General features: G+C 48.5%; 18 protein-coding genes and 1 other RNA gene. 9 read left to right on the top strand and 10 right to left on the bottom strand.

Translation table 11 applies throughout. From position 1 onward, the window contains the following. The first annotated feature begins 38 nt into the window (after positions 1-38). Both dapD and dapE read left to right on the top strand, forming a co-directional pair. Positions 39-884 (top strand): 2,3,4,5-tetrahydropyridine-2,6-dicarboxylate N-succinyltransferase, encoded by an 846-nt coding sequence (gene dapD / locus OEU88_RS04025; RefSeq protein ID WP_262693820.1) that lies wholly within the window; start codon positions 39-41, stop codon positions 882-884. 5 nt (positions 885-889) lie between these two features. After that, on the top strand, positions 890-2,026 hold the full coding sequence (gene dapE, locus OEU88_RS04020) for a succinyl-diaminopimelate desuccinylase (protein ID WP_262693819.1): 1,137 nt from the start codon (positions 890-892) through the stop codon (positions 2,024-2,026). Positions 2,027-2,079: 53 nt separating this feature from the next. On the opposite strand, the gene OEU88_RS04015 is transcribed toward dapE, so the two are convergent. The 6 genes from OEU88_RS04015 to ffs all read right to left on the bottom strand — a co-directional run bounded on the left by OEU88_RS04015 (position 2,080) and on the right by ffs (position 5,677). After that, positions 2,080-2,460 (bottom strand): GFA family protein, encoded by a 381-nt coding sequence (locus OEU88_RS04015; protein ID WP_262693818.1) that lies wholly within the window; start codon positions 2,458-2,460, stop codon positions 2,080-2,082. 3 nt (positions 2,461-2,463) lie between these two features. After that, positions 2,464-3,069: a recombination mediator RecR gene (recR, locus tag OEU88_RS04010; RefSeq protein WP_262693817.1), complete on the bottom strand. Its 606-nt coding sequence runs from the start codon at positions 3,067-3,069 to the stop codon at positions 2,464-2,466. After that, a complete protein-coding gene (locus tag OEU88_RS04005) occupies positions 3,069-3,365 on the bottom strand; it encodes a GIY-YIG nuclease family protein (RefSeq protein WP_394805226.1) in 297 nt (98 codons plus the stop codon). The genes recR and OEU88_RS04005 overlap by 1 nt, the downstream gene beginning before the upstream one ends. Further along, positions 3,343-3,666 (bottom strand): YbaB/EbfC family nucleoid-associated protein, encoded by a 324-nt coding sequence (locus OEU88_RS04000; protein ID WP_262693815.1) that lies wholly within the window; start codon positions 3,664-3,666, stop codon positions 3,343-3,345. The genes OEU88_RS04005 and OEU88_RS04000 overlap by 23 nt, the downstream gene beginning before the upstream one ends. Before the next feature lie 17 nt (positions 3,667-3,683). Continuing rightward, positions 3,684-5,483: a DNA polymerase III subunit gamma/tau gene (locus OEU88_RS03995; protein ID WP_262693814.1), complete on the bottom strand. Its 1,800-nt coding sequence runs from the start codon at positions 5,481-5,483 to the stop codon at positions 3,684-3,686. A gap of 94 nt (positions 5,484-5,577) precedes the next feature. Next, positions 5,578-5,677, bottom strand: an RNA gene (gene ffs, locus OEU88_RS03990) — signal recognition particle sRNA small type. A gap of 89 nt (positions 5,678-5,766) precedes the next feature. Here ffs and nudC point away from each other — a divergent pair. Continuing rightward, the gene (gene nudC / locus OEU88_RS03985; RefSeq protein WP_262693813.1) at positions 5,767-6,678 is read left to right on the top strand and encodes an NAD(+) diphosphatase; all 912 of its coding nucleotides are present in this window, start codon (positions 5,767-5,769) and stop codon (positions 6,676-6,678) included. 55 nt (positions 6,679-6,733) lie between these two features. Here the strand turns inward: nudC and OEU88_RS03980 are convergent, their stop codons facing one another. Continuing rightward, positions 6,734-7,033, bottom strand: a complete 300-nt coding sequence (locus OEU88_RS03980) for a 4a-hydroxytetrahydrobiopterin dehydratase (RefSeq protein WP_262693812.1) — start codon at positions 7,031-7,033, stop codon at positions 6,734-6,736. Continuing rightward, positions 7,033-7,749: an NAD-dependent deacylase gene (locus tag OEU88_RS03975; RefSeq protein ID WP_262693811.1), complete on the bottom strand. Its 717-nt coding sequence runs from the start codon at positions 7,747-7,749 to the stop codon at positions 7,033-7,035. Before OEU88_RS03975 ends, OEU88_RS03980 begins: the two co-directional genes overlap by 1 nt. Before the next feature lie 70 nt (positions 7,750-7,819). On the opposite strand from OEU88_RS03975, the gene OEU88_RS03970 reads away from it, so the two are divergent. From OEU88_RS03970 to OEU88_RS03960, 3 genes are all read left to right on the top strand, one after another. After that, positions 7,820-8,293: a low molecular weight protein-tyrosine-phosphatase gene (locus tag OEU88_RS03970; protein WP_262693810.1), complete on the top strand. Its 474-nt coding sequence runs from the start codon at positions 7,820-7,822 to the stop codon at positions 8,291-8,293. Between the two features lie 5 nt (positions 8,294-8,298). Beyond that, complete coding sequence (locus OEU88_RS03965; protein WP_262693809.1) at positions 8,299-9,174, top strand: fructosamine kinase family protein; 876 nt, start codon at positions 8,299-8,301, stop codon at positions 9,172-9,174. A 79-nt stretch (positions 9,175-9,253) separates the two neighbouring features. Next, the gene (locus OEU88_RS03960) at positions 9,254-10,165 is read left to right on the top strand and encodes an alpha/beta fold hydrolase (RefSeq protein WP_262693808.1); all 912 of its coding nucleotides are present in this window, start codon (positions 9,254-9,256) and stop codon (positions 10,163-10,165) included. A gap of 12 nt (positions 10,166-10,177) precedes the next feature. Here OEU88_RS03960 and thpR read toward each other — a convergent pair whose 3' ends face one another. Both thpR and OEU88_RS03950 read right to left on the bottom strand, forming a co-directional pair. Further along, positions 10,178-10,786: an RNA 2',3'-cyclic phosphodiesterase gene (gene thpR / locus OEU88_RS03955; RefSeq protein ID WP_262693807.1), complete on the bottom strand. Its 609-nt coding sequence runs from the start codon at positions 10,784-10,786 to the stop codon at positions 10,178-10,180. 76 nt (positions 10,787-10,862) lie between these two features. Continuing rightward, positions 10,863-11,540, bottom strand: a complete 678-nt coding sequence (locus tag OEU88_RS03950) for an arylesterase (RefSeq protein ID WP_262693806.1) — start codon at positions 11,538-11,540, stop codon at positions 10,863-10,865. A 79-nt stretch (positions 11,541-11,619) separates the two neighbouring features. Here OEU88_RS03950 and OEU88_RS03945 point away from each other — a divergent pair, with 79 nt between their 5' ends. The 3 genes from OEU88_RS03945 to OEU88_RS03935 all read left to right on the top strand — a co-directional run bounded on the left by OEU88_RS03945 (position 11,620) and on the right by OEU88_RS03935 (position 15,713). After that, on the top strand, positions 11,620-12,354 hold the full coding sequence (locus tag OEU88_RS03945; protein ID WP_394805225.1) for an ABC transporter ATP-binding protein: 735 nt from the start codon (positions 11,620-11,622) through the stop codon (positions 12,352-12,354). After that, the gene (locus tag OEU88_RS03940; protein ID WP_262693804.1) at positions 12,351-14,885 is read left to right on the top strand and encodes an ABC transporter permease; all 2,535 of its coding nucleotides are present in this window, start codon (positions 12,351-12,353) and stop codon (positions 14,883-14,885) included. The genes OEU88_RS03945 and OEU88_RS03940 overlap by 4 nt, the downstream gene beginning before the upstream one ends. Before the next feature lie 111 nt (positions 14,886-14,996). Continuing rightward, positions 14,997-15,713, top strand: coding sequence for a Bax inhibitor-1/YccA family protein (locus OEU88_RS03935; protein WP_262693803.1), 717 nt, complete (start codon positions 14,997-14,999; stop codon positions 15,711-15,713). Positions 15,714-15,768 lie beyond the last annotated feature (55 nt).

Below are 15,768 nucleotides of genomic sequence, written 5' to 3'. Positions count from 1 at the left end.
GGCCAAGCGCCCAACCGTTATAGACCAAGGTTACTTTCATGAGTTATTCCGATCTAGAGAAAACAATCTCCGATGCATTTGATGCGCGCGATACTATCAACACAAAAACAACTGGTATTGTTCGTGATGCAGTAAACGAAGCACTTGATCTGCTTGACGCAGGCAAAGCACGCGTCGCCAGCAAAGAAACCGACGGCTGGGTCGTACACCAATGGCTTAAGAAAGCTGTTCTGCTTTCTTTTCGGTTGAATGATATGGAAACGATCATGGGCGGCCCTGGCAACAACACAACATGGTGGGACAAAGTACCCAGCAAATTTGAAGGCTGGGGCGAAAAAGAATTTCGCATGGCAGGTTTCCGTGCCGTACCTGGCTCCATTGTTCGGCGTTCAGCACACATTGCCAAGGACGTAGTTTTGATGCCTTCGTTTGTAAACCTGGGTGCACACGTTGGCACCGGCACCATGGTAGACACATGGGCAAGTGTTGGCAGCTGTGCACAAGTGGGTGCCCATGTGCATGTATCCGCTGGTGCCGGCATTGGCGGCGTGCTTGAACCACTGCAGGCTGATCCTGTTATCATTGAAGATAATTGCTTTATCGGTGCGCGCTCGGAAATTGTTGAAGGTGTGATCGTTGAAGAAGGGTCCGTTATCTCAATGGGCGTTTTCATCACTGGCTCAACCAAAATCATTGACCGCAATACAGGTGAAGTTTTCCGTGGCCGCGTGCCTGCATATAGTGTTGTGGTTCCGGGCAGTTTGCCTGGAAAATCGTTACCCGATGGCACACCTGGCCCCAGCCTTTCATGTGCTGTGATTGTCAAACGCGTCGACGAGCAAACCCGCGCAAAAACATCTATCAATGATCTGCTGAGAGATTAAACACAATGATTGATCCAGTCGCATTATCGCAGGAACTAATACGCCACAAAAGTGTCACGCCTGACACAGGTGATGCGTTGGATTTACTAGCAGAACACCTTGAGAAACTAGGCTTCGAGTGTCACAAACTCATCTTTGAAGAAGACGGCACAGACCCTGTACCCAATTTATATGCAAGGCGCGGCAACGCAGCACCCAATTTATGCTTTGCTGGCCATACGGATGTTGTTCCTGTGGGAGCTGAGAAAAACTGGTCTGTGGACCCATTTGCAGCAACTATTAAAGACGGCAATCTTTATGGCCGCGGTGCTTCGGATATGAAATCCGCAATTGCCGCTTTTGTTTCAGCCTGTGACCGCGTACTAGCTGAAACATCAGTGAACGGGTCATTGTCACTCTTGATAACTGGTGACGAGGAAGGCCCAGCAATTAATGGCACGCGCAAAGTGCTTGATTGGCTTCGGGCGCGTAATGAAACCATTGATCTTTGTGTGGTTGGTGAACCGACAAATCCCAAACAAATGGGGCAAATGATAAAGGTAGGACGGCGCGGTAGCCTGCATGGTATGTTGTCTGTAACAGGCATTCAGGGGCATGTTGCTTACCCACAAGTTGCACATAACCCAGTGCCGGACCTTGTAAAAGTGCTTGCTGAATTAAACAAGGAACCGCTTGATAATGGCAATGAACTGTTTCAGCCATCCAATCTGGAAGTTGTTAATATTCATGTTGGCAACGAAAGCCATAATGTCATCCCCGAGCAAGCCAGCGCTCGCTTTAACGTGCGTTTCAACAACGAGTTCACACCCGAAAGCTTGCAAGCCGAGCTCACACGCCGCATGGCCCGTGCCGGTGTTAACTACGATATTGATTGGTGGGTCTCGGGTGAAAGTTTCCTGACCGAGGAAGGTCCTCTATCAGCAGCCGTAAGTGAAGCGGTTGCCAGACACACAGACCAAGAACCTGAGCTGTCGACAACAGGCGGCACATCAGATGCGCGTTTCATTAAGGACATGTGCCCGGTTGTAGAATTTGGTCTTGTTGGCGCCACCATGCACAAAATTGATGAGCATGTAGCGGTGAGTGATATCAACATGCTTACAGACATCTACGCTGATGTAATTCGATTATTACTGAAGTAAAACACACTACCCACACATAAGATTTCATGTAAAACGACACCGCCTGCACACTGCTAGCGAATTGTCTCTACGTTGGCTTCCCAGTTTGCACCGTCAAACGCTTTGATCTGCATGCCCTCGACTGTACCTTTATCTATGCAGCGGGCGTTAATTGACCAACCATCAGGGTGGCTACGCGGTACATAAAATGGCTTCACACCGCATGTCTTGCAAAAGAGGTGCTGCGCTGTGCCAGTGTTAAAACGATATTCAGTCAGGTTTTCTGCGCCTGACACTATGCGGAACTCTTCCTTACTCGCGAACACATGCAAAAAACCCACTGCCAAACACATGGAGCAATTGCATTCCAGCGCTTCAAACGATGCCGGTAAATCAACTTCAAACGAAACAGCACCACAATGGCACGCCCCGCAGTGCGTTACTTTTTCAGCCATAGCCTATCCTACCTCACCGCGCGCACGCAGCGCAGCTGCCAGCGTGCCGTCATCCAGATAATCCAGTTCTCCGCCTACAGGCACCCCGTGAGCAAGAGCCGTAACTTTCACACCCGCATCCTCGAGCCGCTCAGCCAAATAATGGCTTGTGGTTTGTCCGTCAACTGTGGCGTTCAGTGCTAAAATAATTTCGCTTACCTGCTCACCACCCGCGCGTTCAACCAATCCTGCAATATTCAAATCATCGGGGCCAACACCATCAAGGGCTGACAGCGTTCCGCCAAGTACATGATAAAGGCCTTTGAATGTTTCTGATCGATCAAGCGCCCACAAATCAGCGACTTCCTCTACCACGCAGATCACCGTCTGGTCACGGCGCGCGTCTTCACAAACATGGCATGGGTTCAATGTGTCTACATTGCCGCAAACACCGCATATTTGCACACGGTCCGCCACCATGCGCAGTGCCTCAGCCAGCGGTATCATGACGCTGTCTTTCTTCTTCAAAAGTTGCAATGCAGAACGGCGCGCAGAACGCGGGCCAAGCCCCGGCAATTTAGCGAGCAGCTGGATAAGTTTATCAATTTCACTGCCGTGGGAGCGAGGCATCAGGCATTATCCTTCAAATAATCTTCCAACAGCTTTTTGCGGAATTTCCTGTCTCGTTTCAAGTGCCATTCACGGCTCATGGCATCAGACCGGTTTTTAAATTCTTCTGTATAGAGAATAACCCATTGTCGCCCACGCGTAGATTTGGCCCCCGTGCCTGCATTATGTGCAGCCAATCGCTTATCCAGATCATTAGTCCAACCAACATACGTTTTAGATGTTTTCCCCAAACTGCCAAGAACATATGCGTAGCACGGGAAAATAATCGCTGTCCTAAAACGGCATTTTGAAACCAGCAGGCAACTCAAGGCCACCGGTGAGGTCTTTCATCTGCTCCGCTGCTAGGTCCGCCACTTTTGCTTTGGCCTGGGTATGCGCTGCCACAATCAGGTCTTCCAGCACTTCACGGTCTTCGCTTGAGAACAAGCTATCATCAATGGAAACAGCCTTCATGTCACCTTGGCCGTTTAATGTGACCTTCACCATGCCTGCACCGGCAACACCTTCTACGGTTGCGTCAGCAAGGCCTGCTTGCATATCTCCCATTTTGGCTTGCATTTCCTGGGCTTTTTTCATCATTTCGGTCAGGTTTTTCATGGTATCAAACTCTTGTTCTAAAAATCAAAATCACTGGGTACTTCGTCGTCATAGTTCAGCATCTCATCATCGCCTGCGTTTGCCAGAACATCATCCAGCATATCATCTTCAGCGCTACGACGGTCACGCACTGTCAGTAACTTCGCTTCAGGAAAAACACTTAGCAGTGATTTCACTGCCGGGTCTTCCAGTGTTTCTTCGCGGCGTTTTTTGTTACGTGCATCATGCTGCTCTTTAAGTGTTACATCACTGCTGGCAGCAGCAGTTGGTTGCGCAATGCTGATTGCCCAATCATGGTCAGTCCATGCTTTTAGGCATTGCTTGACACGCATGATAAAATCATTTGGGGTTTGACGCGTTGTTGTAACAGTGAATGCGCCCGACTTGTATTCAACCAATCGAATATGATCGGTTAACACCGTTGCCAGAATGCCCTCTTTTTCAGCCTGAAATAACGCGACCATTTTTTCAAAACTAATTGGCATTGGGTGTTTTGCATGATCATTTGCGCCACTGGCGTGAAGCGCAACAACATTAGACACAGCACTTGCTGTTGGCCCAGAGGTCTGTTGTTGCTGATGTTGTGTCCCAGCCGCTTGAGCCACGGCACCGCCTCCCGTGGGAGATGAACCTGAAACCGGCGCACCAGCGACAGAAGGTGTACTCGTGATTTTTTTTACCAAATCAGCAGGGCTCGGCAGATTGGATGCATAAGCAAGCCTGATCAGCACCATCTCGGCGGCAGCGATCGCACTTGGTGCCACGCGCACTTCACCAAGGCCCTTCATCAGCATCTGCCAGGCACGTGTCAGGTGAGGCATCGACAGACCCGCGGCCATCTTGCCACCTTGTTCTTTTTCTGCTTCCGATACCAGTGTATCTACACCGGTATCCGGTGTTACTTTAAGCCGCGTTAACCAATGCAACACTTCAAGCAAATCATTAATCACAACAACAGGGTCAGCACCACTGTCATACTGTTGGCGCAGTGTTGTAATCGCGGCAGCAATATCACCGCGCATGATCTGCTCAAATAAGTCCAACACCTGCGCACGGTCAGCAAGACCAAGCATGTCGCGTACTTGCCCTTCAGTTACGGCGCCAGCACCGTGGGCAATCGCCTGATCCAAAAGCGACAAACTATCCCGAACAGAACCTTCCGCCGCACGTGCTATTAACTTCAGCGCACCGTCTTCTGCTGTGCAGTTTTCGTTTGCAACCAGCTTCGCTAAGTGCGCAATGAGCGTGTCAGCTTCCACACGCTTTAGGTCAAAGCGTTGACAACGTGACAGAACCGTAACCGGTAGCTTTCTAATCTCTGTTGTCGCAAAGATAAATTTTACATGCTCAGGAGGTTCTTCCAGCGTCTTCAATAACGCATTAAATGCGTTTTTCGACAACATGTGTACTTCATCGATAATATAGATTTTATAGCGCGCAGACACCGGCGCATAGCGAACGCTTTCAATAATCTCACGAATATCGTCAACACCGGTACGTGATGCAGCATCCATTTCCAGCACATCAACATGGCGCGATTGTGCAATCGAATTGCAATTGTCGCACTCACCGCACGGATTGATGGTGGGGCCCTCAACACTGGTACAATTTAGTGCTTTTGCAATAATGCGCGCTGTTGTGGTTTTACCTACACCGCGAACACCTGTTAAAATAAAAGCATGCGCCAAACGGCCAGTATCAATCGCATTGGAAAGCGTACGCACCATGGCATCCTGACCGATCAAGCTGTCAAAATCAGAAGGGCGGTACTTTCGGGCAAGAACCCGATAATTCTGGTCGTTGGTGTTATCGCTCATACTTACACTGCTCCCAAGGGGTATTCACCCGCATGATTAGCAGGAAAGCAGTCCGCGTAAAAGTTATTCACGCGCTTCACGTCAAAATTTTTAGAAGGGTGGGAGAGCCAAACGACCCACGCACAACTCGTTACGGCTGCTTCCTTTCGGACCTGACCGGCTTGGCGAGCGGAATGTCCGCCGGCGCTCCCGCGGCTTATATGGCGAATGTCATCAAAACTTGCAAGAGAATAAGCGCACGCTAGGTTAAAGTAATTATACTGACCTCTTACAAGGACCACTTATGGCGCTCTCATCAATACAGACATTCTTTTCCGGCAGTACGATGGACAGAGCTGATCATTTGCGCACGGACCCAGAGATACTCGGCGCTTTGGCAGACGCGGATACCGCACGGATTATGGTCTTCGTTGAGGAGCAGATATTAACCGGGCCAATAGGAGAGATTACCTGGCTTTCGGCAAGCCAATGCAGGTATCTACCGGTCGCAGAAAAAATATTTCTCGGCATCAGTGACAATATACACCGTTATGCAGCGACATTAAGCGGCGGCGTTGATGATTTTGTGGACATGTTCGGCGAATCGAAGTTTCGGGATGCACGCGGTATTGCGATGAAAGCAGGACACGCTCATCCTGAACTTGGCATCATCGCACAAGCCAAATCTGTACTTAGTTGGCATACCAGCCACCGATTTTGCTCCAATTGCGGCAGCGAATCGCAATTAGTAAAAGCTGGATACGAACGGCAATGCCAAACATGCGGTAAAAACCACTTCCCACGCACAGACCCTGTGGTGATCATGCTTGCATGTCACGGCGACAAAGCCTTGCTTGGGCGAGGACCACATCTACCGCCCAACTTCTTTTCCGCGCTTGCCGGTTTCATGGAACCCGGCGAAACCATTGAAGAAGCAGTTGCCCGCGAACTGATGGAAGAAGCAGGCGTTACGGCAACCAGTGTGGAGATTGTGGCCAATCAACCATGGCCGTGGCCGTCCAGCCTGATGATTGGATGCATGGCCCAGGTTGAAGACACAAAGCTAACCCTGGATGAAAAGGAAATTGATGATGCCAGATGGGTCACTAAAGATGAGATAAGAGCATCCTTAAGGGGAGAAACACCCGATATGCTGGTACCGCCAGCCATTGCTATCGCATATGACCTACTTCAATATTGGCTTACTCAAAAGTGACTTCAAAACTGAAGTACCCAACAAACAGTTAAATAAAGCGAATGCTCTAATTATTCTAGCTTGCAAAGGCCTCCATTGCTGTTGCCATCTTGATGTCCAGTTCAGTGACACCGTCCGCATCGTGCGTTGTCATTTTAACTTCAACGCGGTTGTAAACATTGAACCACTCAGGATGATGGTCCATCTTTTCAGCAAGCAAAGCGGCACGATTCATAAATGCCCAGGCTTCACTAAAATCACCAAACATATATGTCTTTTTAAGCGCCATATCAGCCACATCGTATGACCAGCCAGCCAGCAAGGCCAACGCGTCATTACGTGCAGTATCAGATAATTTAGTAGGCCGGTCACTCATTACGGTTCTCCTGAACGTATAATTTCCTCAACAAACACAGGAAGCAAATCTCCCGCTTTGCCGTGCCGTGCTTCCGCAAAATTGCTTATGCCCTCACTTGGCTCAAGGTTTATCTCTGCGGTATGTGCACGTCCATATGCATTTATCGCATTCACAAAACCGGCCGCAGGATAGACGGTACCACTCGTGCCAACGGAAACAAACAGGTCGCACTTATAAAGCAGGTCTTCAATTTCATCCATATAGAACGGTATTTCACCAAACCAAACAATATGAGGACGAAGTGCTGGCATTGCACCGCATTTGGGACATTTTGTTTGCTGCGTACAATCGCCTTGCCAGTGATGCACGCTATTGCAATGTATGCAGCGCACCTTGCACAGCTCACCGTGCATATGCAGCACATTCTTACTACCTGCCCGCTCATGCAGATCGTCAACATTCTGGGTTATAATTGTTACATGCGTATCTGATGCTTGCTCCAAGTTCGCCAATGCAACATGAGCTGCATTGGGTTCCACACTTCCAACATTCTGCCGGCGGGCATTATAAAAACGTTGAACAAGTTCAGGGTCTCGCGCAAAAGCTTCAGGTGTGGCAACATCCTGAACACGGTGCTGCTCCCATAAGCCGCCGTTATCGCGAAATGTAGCCACGCCGGATTCTGCTGAGATACCAGCCCCCGTTAGCACGACAATGTTCTTATATTTCGCCAAAACACTTTCCTTAAAACAAGCTAGCTCGTAGGTTACTATCTTAGCCAGCAAGAACAAGCAGGAGTTGGGTTTGGTATCGGTTCTTTTTGTATGTATGGGTAATATATGTCGCTCGCCTATGGCGGAAGGTGCTTTTAAGGCTGCTGTTGAAATTGCTGGCTTGGTGGATGAAATTAAAATCGATAGCGCAGGCACAATCGACTACCACGCTGGTTCATTGCCTGACGAGCGAGCACAAAAGGCCGCACATGCCAAAGGCGTTGACATAACTAATCAACGATCACGAAAGGTCGCAAATAACGACTATGAAGCTTTCGATTATATTATGGCGATGGACAATGAAAACTTCCGCGACCTTATGGCCAACTGCCCAGCTGAATACCAGGAACGTATCCATATGTTTCTAAAGTTTGCACCCGATGTTCCTATCAACGAGATGCCGGATCCTTATTATGGGCGTGATAATGGTTTCGCGGAATGCTTTGCTGCCGCTGAAAAAGCAGCAGAAGGGCTACTGAGCCATATCAAACAGAAGCATTTTTAAATCTTATGTCTGGTGCAATTAGTCATAAAATTGAACAAGCGTTAAACGCCAAAATCATGCATGCAAAGCCACTTGCCGGCGGCGATATCGCAGATGTTTCGTGTCTTACTTTATCAGATGGTCGCTTTGTTGTGGCAAAACGCCCGCGCATCGATCAACCTGACACAACCGCATCCGAAAAAATGATGCTGAAACATCTTGCCAGCAGCTCAAAACTACCGGTTCCAGATGTTTTGTTTCAGACAAAAGGCGTGCTGATCATCAGTCATATTGAAAACACCGGGATGAGCACAACAGCCGAAGCCGCAGAGGGTGCTGCAATCCATATTTCAGCACTGCATGCATCACAGCCAAAAGGCAAAAAAACTCATTACGGACTAAACAAAGATACCTTCATCGGACCACTGCCACAGCAAAACCAGCCAACAGATAACTGGGTGGACTTTTTTCGTGATCGTCGATTAATGGCAATGGCAACTTCGTGTTTGCGCACACAGCGGATGCCGCCAGAGACAATGAAACGCATCGAAAACTTAAGTGAACGGCTGTCCGACTTAATTCCTGCGCAACCTACACCCAGTTTGCTGCACGGCGACTTATGGGCCGGCAATATGTTATTTAATGATGATAAAGTTGCAGGATTCATAGACCCGGCTATTTCGTATGGTCACCATGAAATGGACCTTGCCTTCATTGCACTGATGGGCGGACTTCATGAAAATTTCTTTAGCGCTTATTCAACTCAAAGCTTTATCGATAAAGGGTTTCATAGCCAACGATGCGCGGTATACCAGCTATGGCCTCTTTTGGTGCACTTGCGTATTTTTGGCGGCAGCTATCTGGATCAGATTCATGAACGCCTCGACGAACTTGGTTTTTAATGTCACCGGAATGTGATCTGTTAGATAAAAAGAAACTACCTATATAATGGTTATTACTAATGCGACGGAACATACCTCAATGCCCAAAAAAGTAAAAATCCTGCGGTCATTTCGTTTCTGGGCCACTATTGTGGCATTGCCATTTCTATTACTTGGATGCGCTTCAACATTCTTTGATTTTGAATCTGACTTTGTCAGCGACGAATTTATCCAACGTGAAACTATTTCTGTCGATGTCGGCAAAGGCATAGAGCTGAGCTATCTACGAAGCGGTGATCCAAGTGGTCAGCGCGTCATCTTTGTGAACGGCACACCCGGAGACGCCGGCGGCAACTGGGTCGACATGCTACGCGGTGTACCTGAAGGTTTCGAATTTATTGCCATTGATCGCCCAGGCTTTGGTTTAACAAAACCGAAGAAACAACTTGTTGCTCTTGATGACCAGGCAGCAGCTATCGCGCCTCTATTTGTTGAGCGAGATGGACGAAAAACCATTCTGGCAGGCCATTCTCTTGGCGGACCAATTGTTGCAGCTGCTGCCGCCAATTACCCAGATCAAGTAGGCGGCATTGCGGTGTTAGCCGGTGCGCTGGACCCTGAGCTAGAAGATGTATTGTTTATTCAGTACATTGGTAACATACCACCGATTAGCTGGTTACTGCCAAAAGTTGCGCGCCATTCTAACCGGGAACTTATCGCGCTTGAAGATGAGCTTCGTTTACTTGAACCAAAACTGGCAACCATTACGCAACCGGTTGTTATTGTGCATGGCACCGAAGATGAACTGGTACCCTACAAAAATGTTCCGTTCATGCAGCGCACCATGACCAATGCCCAAAGTCTGGATGTCATTAAGATCGAAGGAATGAACCACTTCCTGCAATGGCGTCAACGTGACGTGATCATGGATGCCGTTATGTCAATTGCAGAACAACTTAAAGCCAACCATGAAGATATAACCGCAGCGTCACCACCAAATGTTAGCCCCTAGGCTATTTATTATTTAAACAGCCCCAAATGCAGGCCATGAGTTACCAGCATATTCCGGCAAATCGCTCTCGTGAATAACATCCATACCTGTCGCGCTGTAAACAGCTTCATGCCGGTAATATGACCCTTCAGAGGTACGCTCACTGGAAAACAGCACAAAATTGCCAACCTCAACCGATCGTGTGTGCAAAATTTCATTGTTTGTGAGCCAGTCACCGACACGCGCCTGAGCACCGCGCCTGAAACGCGCCAAAGTGACATGTGGCTTATATTTTCGGCGCTCAACATCCACATCAATTCGATCCAGCGACGCTATGACTTTCTCGTGCAGATGTTGCAGTGGCTTCTTGTCCTGCACACCTGCCCACAATGCTTTGGGGTGTCTTGGTTTACCGAACAAACCTACACCGTGTAGTGAAAGCTGAAACGGTTCAAAGCGGATACGGGATAAAGCATCTTCAATTTCACGGGCAGTTTTGACAGACACATCGCCAATAAAAGCGAGTGTCATATGAAGTTGATTATCACGTTGCCAGTGCGCACCTTCGACGCCACCGCGTGCTGGAGCAAGGTCATGAATGACCAGATCAGGAATATCTAAGCCCACAAAAAGTCGGACCATGTGCACCTCCTGTCATTGGCGATACACCGATTCTACGCAGATTTTTTTATTTGGCCAGACATATTTAATCGGTTTTTTATTTCGAAAGAGCGCGTACCACGTAAGGGCCCATTTTATCTATAATAATAGCGACGCCTTCTTTGGTAGGATGAATACCATCTTCCTGATTAAGTGAAGCAATCGTTGCAACACCGTCCAAGAAAAATGGGTAAAGTGGTACATCGTACTTTTCCTTCAGGTCAGGGAAAATAGCGTCAAACGTAGCCTGATAGTCAGGCCCCCAACTAGGCGACGCCAACATGCCTGCAATCAATACAGGAATACCGCGATCCATCAGCGTTTTGACCATTGCATCCATGTTGTCGCGTGTAATTTCTGGCGCAACACCGCGCAATGCATCATTTGCGCCCAGCTCCAATATGACAAGGTCTGGCTTCCCGCCTTTAACCGGTGCCAGCGCCCAATCAAGGCGTGAACGACCACCGGACGATGTATCACCCGACACACCCGCGTTGATAACCTTAACCGACTCATCAATATTTTGATTCAACCAAACCTCAAGCTGATCGGTAAAACCATCACCCGCAGGCAAGCCATAACCAGCCGTTAAACTATCACCGAAAGCCAAAACCTGGACTGTTTTGTCTTCATTATCGCTTTGCACCGCATAAATGGAGCCACTTATCGCAAACAAAGCGAGCACACAAAAACTGCGCGTTAGTAGTAATATTTTGGTGAGACGATTGACCTTCATGATCCGAGCACCTAGCTATAAGCGTAATAACAATAACATCCACACTAATGTGGCAGCGAGAGGAAAAATTACAATGGCTATGCCAAAACCTATCATCGAACTCAAGGACGTTTCACTGACATTATCGTCAGGTGCTGGCCCCGTAAACATTCTCAAGAAGATTAATTTCGCAATAGAAGACGGCGAAACTGTGGGCATTGTCGGACCATCTGGCTCTGGTAAATCATCTTTGATGAGCTTGATGACAGGTCTTGAACAATCAACAACTGGTAGCGTCATTGTTGACGGCCTTCCATTTGAAGGCGCTGATGAAGACACACTTGCACGCCATCGCCTCAGCCGGGTTGGTATTGTAATGCAGGCCTTCCATTTGATTCCCACGATGACTGCGCTCGAAAATGTTGCTGTGCCGCTTGAACTGGCAAAAGTAAATGACGCTTTTGATCGCGCCTCTCGTGAACTGGAAGCCGTTGGGCTTGCTCACCGAATGGATCATTATCCTGCGCAATTATCAGGCGGCGAACAGCAACGCGTAGCGCTTGCGCGCGCACTGGCACCAGAACCTGCAATTTTGTTCGGCGATGAACCAACAGGTAACTTGGACGGCAAAACAGGCCGCGCGATTATTGATCTGATCTTCAACCTATCCAAAAGCCGCAGATCGACACTTATTCTGGTCACGCACGACCCAGCACTTGCAGACCAATGTGACCGCGTCATATCCATGGCGGACGGCAACATTGTGGATGACACAGGCAACACCCGTTCTGTTGACGGTAAAACCGACATGATGCCGAAAGCAGCAAGGTCATGATTACCCGCAACGCTTCAACACCTATTGCGCTGAAACTGGCACTGCGCGAGCTGCGTGCCGGTCTTAGCGGCTTCAAAGTTTTCATGGCGTGTTTGATTTTAGGTGTAACTGCCATCGCCGCAATTGGGTCGCTTACACGTGCAATCCAAGAAGGACTAGAGCGCGAAGGTCAGTCTATCCTTGGCGGCGATATTGAAATTCGCCTGGACCAAACAGACGCTCAAGCGTCAGAAATTGAATGGTTCAATACTCAGGGTGAAATGTCATCATCGGCACGCTTGCGCACTATGGCGCGTGTCGACGGTGTTCCCGCTTCAACACTTGTGGAACTGCGTGCAGTAGATAATCTTTATCCGCTATACGGTGAGTTTAAAACAAACCCGCAGCTGGACAGCGAAGCACTATTTTCCGAAGTCAACGGAAAGTGGGGGACTGCAATTGACCCATTGCTAGCTGAAAAACTGAATGTATCCATCGGCGACACGCTTTTATTTGGTCAGATAAAAGCAGATATCCGCGCATTTATTGACACAGAACCCGACAAAGCGAACCTTGGTTTCCAACTAGGCCCATCAGTGATGATCAACCGCGCTGCGCTTGAAAAGACCGGCCTTGTTACTGTCGGTAGCCTAGTTAATTTCTACTATAAAATTAAGCTGCCAGAAGGCGCTGTCATTGAAACAGTGCGTGAAAACCTGAAAGAGAATTTCCCGGACGCAACATGGCGCGTACGTGATCGTGGCACCAGCGCCCCCGGCCTGCGGCGCTTCATTGAACAGATGGGCATGTTCCTGACACTTGTTGGCATATCAGCGCTCGTTGTTGGTGGTGTCGGGGTTGGCAACGCAGTGCGTGGCTACATGGACAGAAAAACACGAACCATCGCTACATTAAAAATTCTCGGTGCGGATGGCAGTGTTGTGTTTGCCACCTATTTTATCCAAATCCTGTTGATAGGCAGCATAGCTGTATCTGTAGGTTTGGTCCTTGGTGCATTTCTACCAAGTGTGCTTGCGCAGTTCCTGCCTGACACGCTGCCTGTAAAACCTGACGGCGGTGTTTACCCTATTGCGCTGATTTTAGCCGCCATATACGGCCTGATGATCACTATCGCCTTTACTGTATGGCCGCTTGGTAAAGCACGTGACCTGCCTGCTGTGCGTCTGTTTAGAACACTGGTTGCACCAGAAGGTAAATGGCCGCGCCTTATATATACATCGACAATTTTTGGCGCAGCAACATCTGTTGTATTGCTTGCTGTGGGCCTCTCTGACAACAAAGTGCTGGCAGCAGGTTTTTTGGCAGGGTCCGTTATTGCACTTGGCCTGTTACGCTTCACTAGCTATGTGATTGAAAAAACTGCTGCTGCTGCGCCTCGCCCCAAAAACGCACTTATACGTATGGCTGTTGCCAACTTGCACCGACCTGGTGCCGCAACAGGTGCTGTCGTAATCTCATTGGGTCTTGGCTTAACTTTATTCGCCGGACTTGCACTTATCGAAGGCAACCTTGGCAAACGGTTAAGCGAACAAGTGCCATCAGAAGCGCCTGCGTTTTTCATGCTGGATATCCAGCCATACCAAGTTGAAGAATTTGAAGCGACAACCGGCAGCATTGAAGGTGTTAAGGACGTGGTGACCATTCCTAATTTGCGTGGCCGCGTAACTCACTTAAACGGTATACCTGCAACTGATGTGGAAGTTGATCCTGAAGTGCGCTGGATTTTACGCGGCGACCGAGGCTTGTCTTACATGGATACACTGCGCGCCGGCAGTGAGGTTGTTGAAGGAGAGTGGTGGCCAGAAGATTATGCTGGTGAACCGGAGATTAGTCTTGGCAAGGAAGCTGCAGACGGCTTGGGACTAACGATTGGTGATACGATGACCATATCGGTTCTTGGCCGCGACATAACCGTTCGTGTCCGATCTCTAAGGGAAATCAACTGGGGCAGTTTCGGCTTCAACTTTGTTATCCTGTTTGATCCATACACTCTTAAGGCTGCTCCGCATACGTTTATGGCAACACTGAAAGCTGACAACGCCACCGAACGAGAAGCTCATAGTATTATTACGAACAAGTTTCCTAATGTAACAGCCATTCGCATGAAGGAAGTTTTGTCATCTCTGAATACAATGATCGAACAAATAGGTGTTGCAGTGCGCGCCACGGCACTTGTTGCAATTGTCGCAGGCATTTTGGTGCTTGCTGGTGCGATTGCAGCAGGGTTCCAGCAACGTGTTTATGAAAGTGTGATCTTGAAAGTGGTGGGAGCTGTGCGTAGCCAAATTCTGCGCGCATACCTGCTTGAATACGCCTTGATTGGGCTGGTAACAGCCACTATTGCACTGGGCCTCGGTACATTGACCGGTTGGGTTGTAGTGGAGATCGTAATGGAAATGGAGTTTGCATTCCTGCCTATGCCAATGATTATTACAGTTGTTACCAGCTTGCTTGTAACGGTGTTGTTTGGCCTAGCGTCTAGCTTTCGCGCACTTTCCATCAAACCAAATACAGTTTTGCGCGCAGAATAAAGCGATGAGGCTGAAAAATGCGACCAACCGGTATCAGTTGCTGTTGCAACTGGTGCCGTAAATCCCCATATTAGAGAAAATTATGTCACACACTTCCAAAGGGAGTAACAAATGGTAAATCGATTTAATACTGCATACCGTGCTGGTACGGCGCAGCAAACTGCAGAGTATGATGAAGGCCTGCGCGCCTACATGCTCAAGGTTTATAACTATATGTCTTCAGGTGTTTTGCTGACCGGCGTCATTGCAATGCTTGTTGGCACTAATGAAGCATTACTGAGCACTATATACAGCGGGGGTTTGCGTTGGATTGTTGCACTGGCACCACTTGCATTCGTCATGGTGATGAGCTTTGGTGCACACCGGATGAAATCAAGCACCTTACAAATGGTTTTCTGGGCGTTTGCTGCGACAATGGGCCTATCAATGGCTAGTATTTTTGCCATTTATGACGGCATGAGCATCGCTCGTACATTCTTCATCACAGCTGCAGCATTCGGCGCCTTAAGTCTGTATGGTTATACGACCAAAAGAAGCCTTTCCGGATTTGGTACGTTCCTGTTTATGGGTGTTATTGGTATCCTGATCGCAAGTGTCGTGAACATTTTCGTCGCTTCCAGCATGCTTCATTTTGTGATTTCTGTTGCTGGTGTGCTTATTTTTGCAGGCCTTACTGCTTATGATACGCAGCGCATCAAAGAAAGCTATCACATGATGGCAACAGGTGAAGCGGTTGCAAAAGGCGCGATTATGGGTGCAGTTAACCTGTATCTCGATTTTGTGAACTTGTTCATGTTCCTGTTGCAGTTCCTCGGCAACCGCGAATAAGCGTTATTCACAATATATTGTACAAAACCCGGCGCAATGCGTCGGGTTTTTTTAT

Source organism: Kordiimonas aquimaris (assembly GCF_025574485.1).
Classification (GTDB): domain Bacteria; phylum Pseudomonadota; class Alphaproteobacteria; order Sphingomonadales; family Kordiimonadaceae; genus Kordiimonas; species Kordiimonas aquimaris.
This window is presented reverse-complemented; position numbering and strand designations above follow the sequence as displayed.

Bases quoted from the DNA above. Each gene is read 5' to 3' on its own strand.
- dapE (WP_262693819.1), top strand. From the start codon at position 890: ATGATTGATCCAGTCGCATTATCGCAGGAACTAATACGCCACAAAAGT.
- OEU88_RS03960 (WP_262693808.1), top strand. From the start codon at position 9,254: ATGCCCAAAAAAGTAAAAATCCTGCGGTCATTTCGTTTCTGGGCCACT.
- OEU88_RS04015 (WP_262693818.1), bottom strand. From the start codon at position 2,460: ATGGCTGAAAAAGTAACGCACTGCGGGGCGTGCCATTGTGGTGCTGTT.
- OEU88_RS03980 (WP_262693812.1), bottom strand. From the start codon at position 7,033: ATGAGTGACCGGCCTACTAAATTATCTGATACTGCACGTAATGACGCG.
- OEU88_RS03965 (WP_262693809.1), top strand. From the start codon at position 8,299: ATGTCTGGTGCAATTAGTCATAAAATTGAACAAGCGTTAAACGCCAAA.
- OEU88_RS03995 (WP_262693814.1), bottom strand. From the start codon at position 5,483: ATGAGCGATAACACCAACGACCAGAATTATCGGGTTCTTGCCCGAAAG.
- thpR (WP_262693807.1), bottom strand. From the start codon at position 10,786: ATGGTCCGACTTTTTGTGGGCTTAGATATTCCTGATCTGGTCATTCAT.
- dapD (WP_262693820.1), top strand. From the start codon at position 39: ATGAGTTATTCCGATCTAGAGAAAACAATCTCCGATGCATTTGATGCG.
- OEU88_RS03935 (WP_262693803.1), top strand. From the start codon at position 14,997: ATGGTAAATCGATTTAATACTGCATACCGTGCTGGTACGGCGCAGCAA.
- OEU88_RS03945 (WP_394805225.1), top strand. From the start codon at position 11,620: ATGCCAAAACCTATCATCGAACTCAAGGACGTTTCACTGACATTATCG.
- OEU88_RS04000 (WP_262693815.1), bottom strand. From the start codon at position 3,666: ATGAAAAACCTGACCGAAATGATGAAAAAAGCCCAGGAAATGCAAGCC.
- OEU88_RS03940 (WP_262693804.1), top strand. From the start codon at position 12,351: ATGATTACCCGCAACGCTTCAACACCTATTGCGCTGAAACTGGCACTG.
- OEU88_RS03950 (WP_262693806.1), bottom strand. From the start codon at position 11,540: ATGAAGGTCAATCGTCTCACCAAAATATTACTACTAACGCGCAGTTTT.
- nudC (WP_262693813.1), top strand. From the start codon at position 5,767: ATGGCGCTCTCATCAATACAGACATTCTTTTCCGGCAGTACGATGGAC.
- recR (WP_262693817.1), bottom strand. From the start codon at position 3,069: ATGCCTCGCTCCCACGGCAGTGAAATTGATAAACTTATCCAGCTGCTC.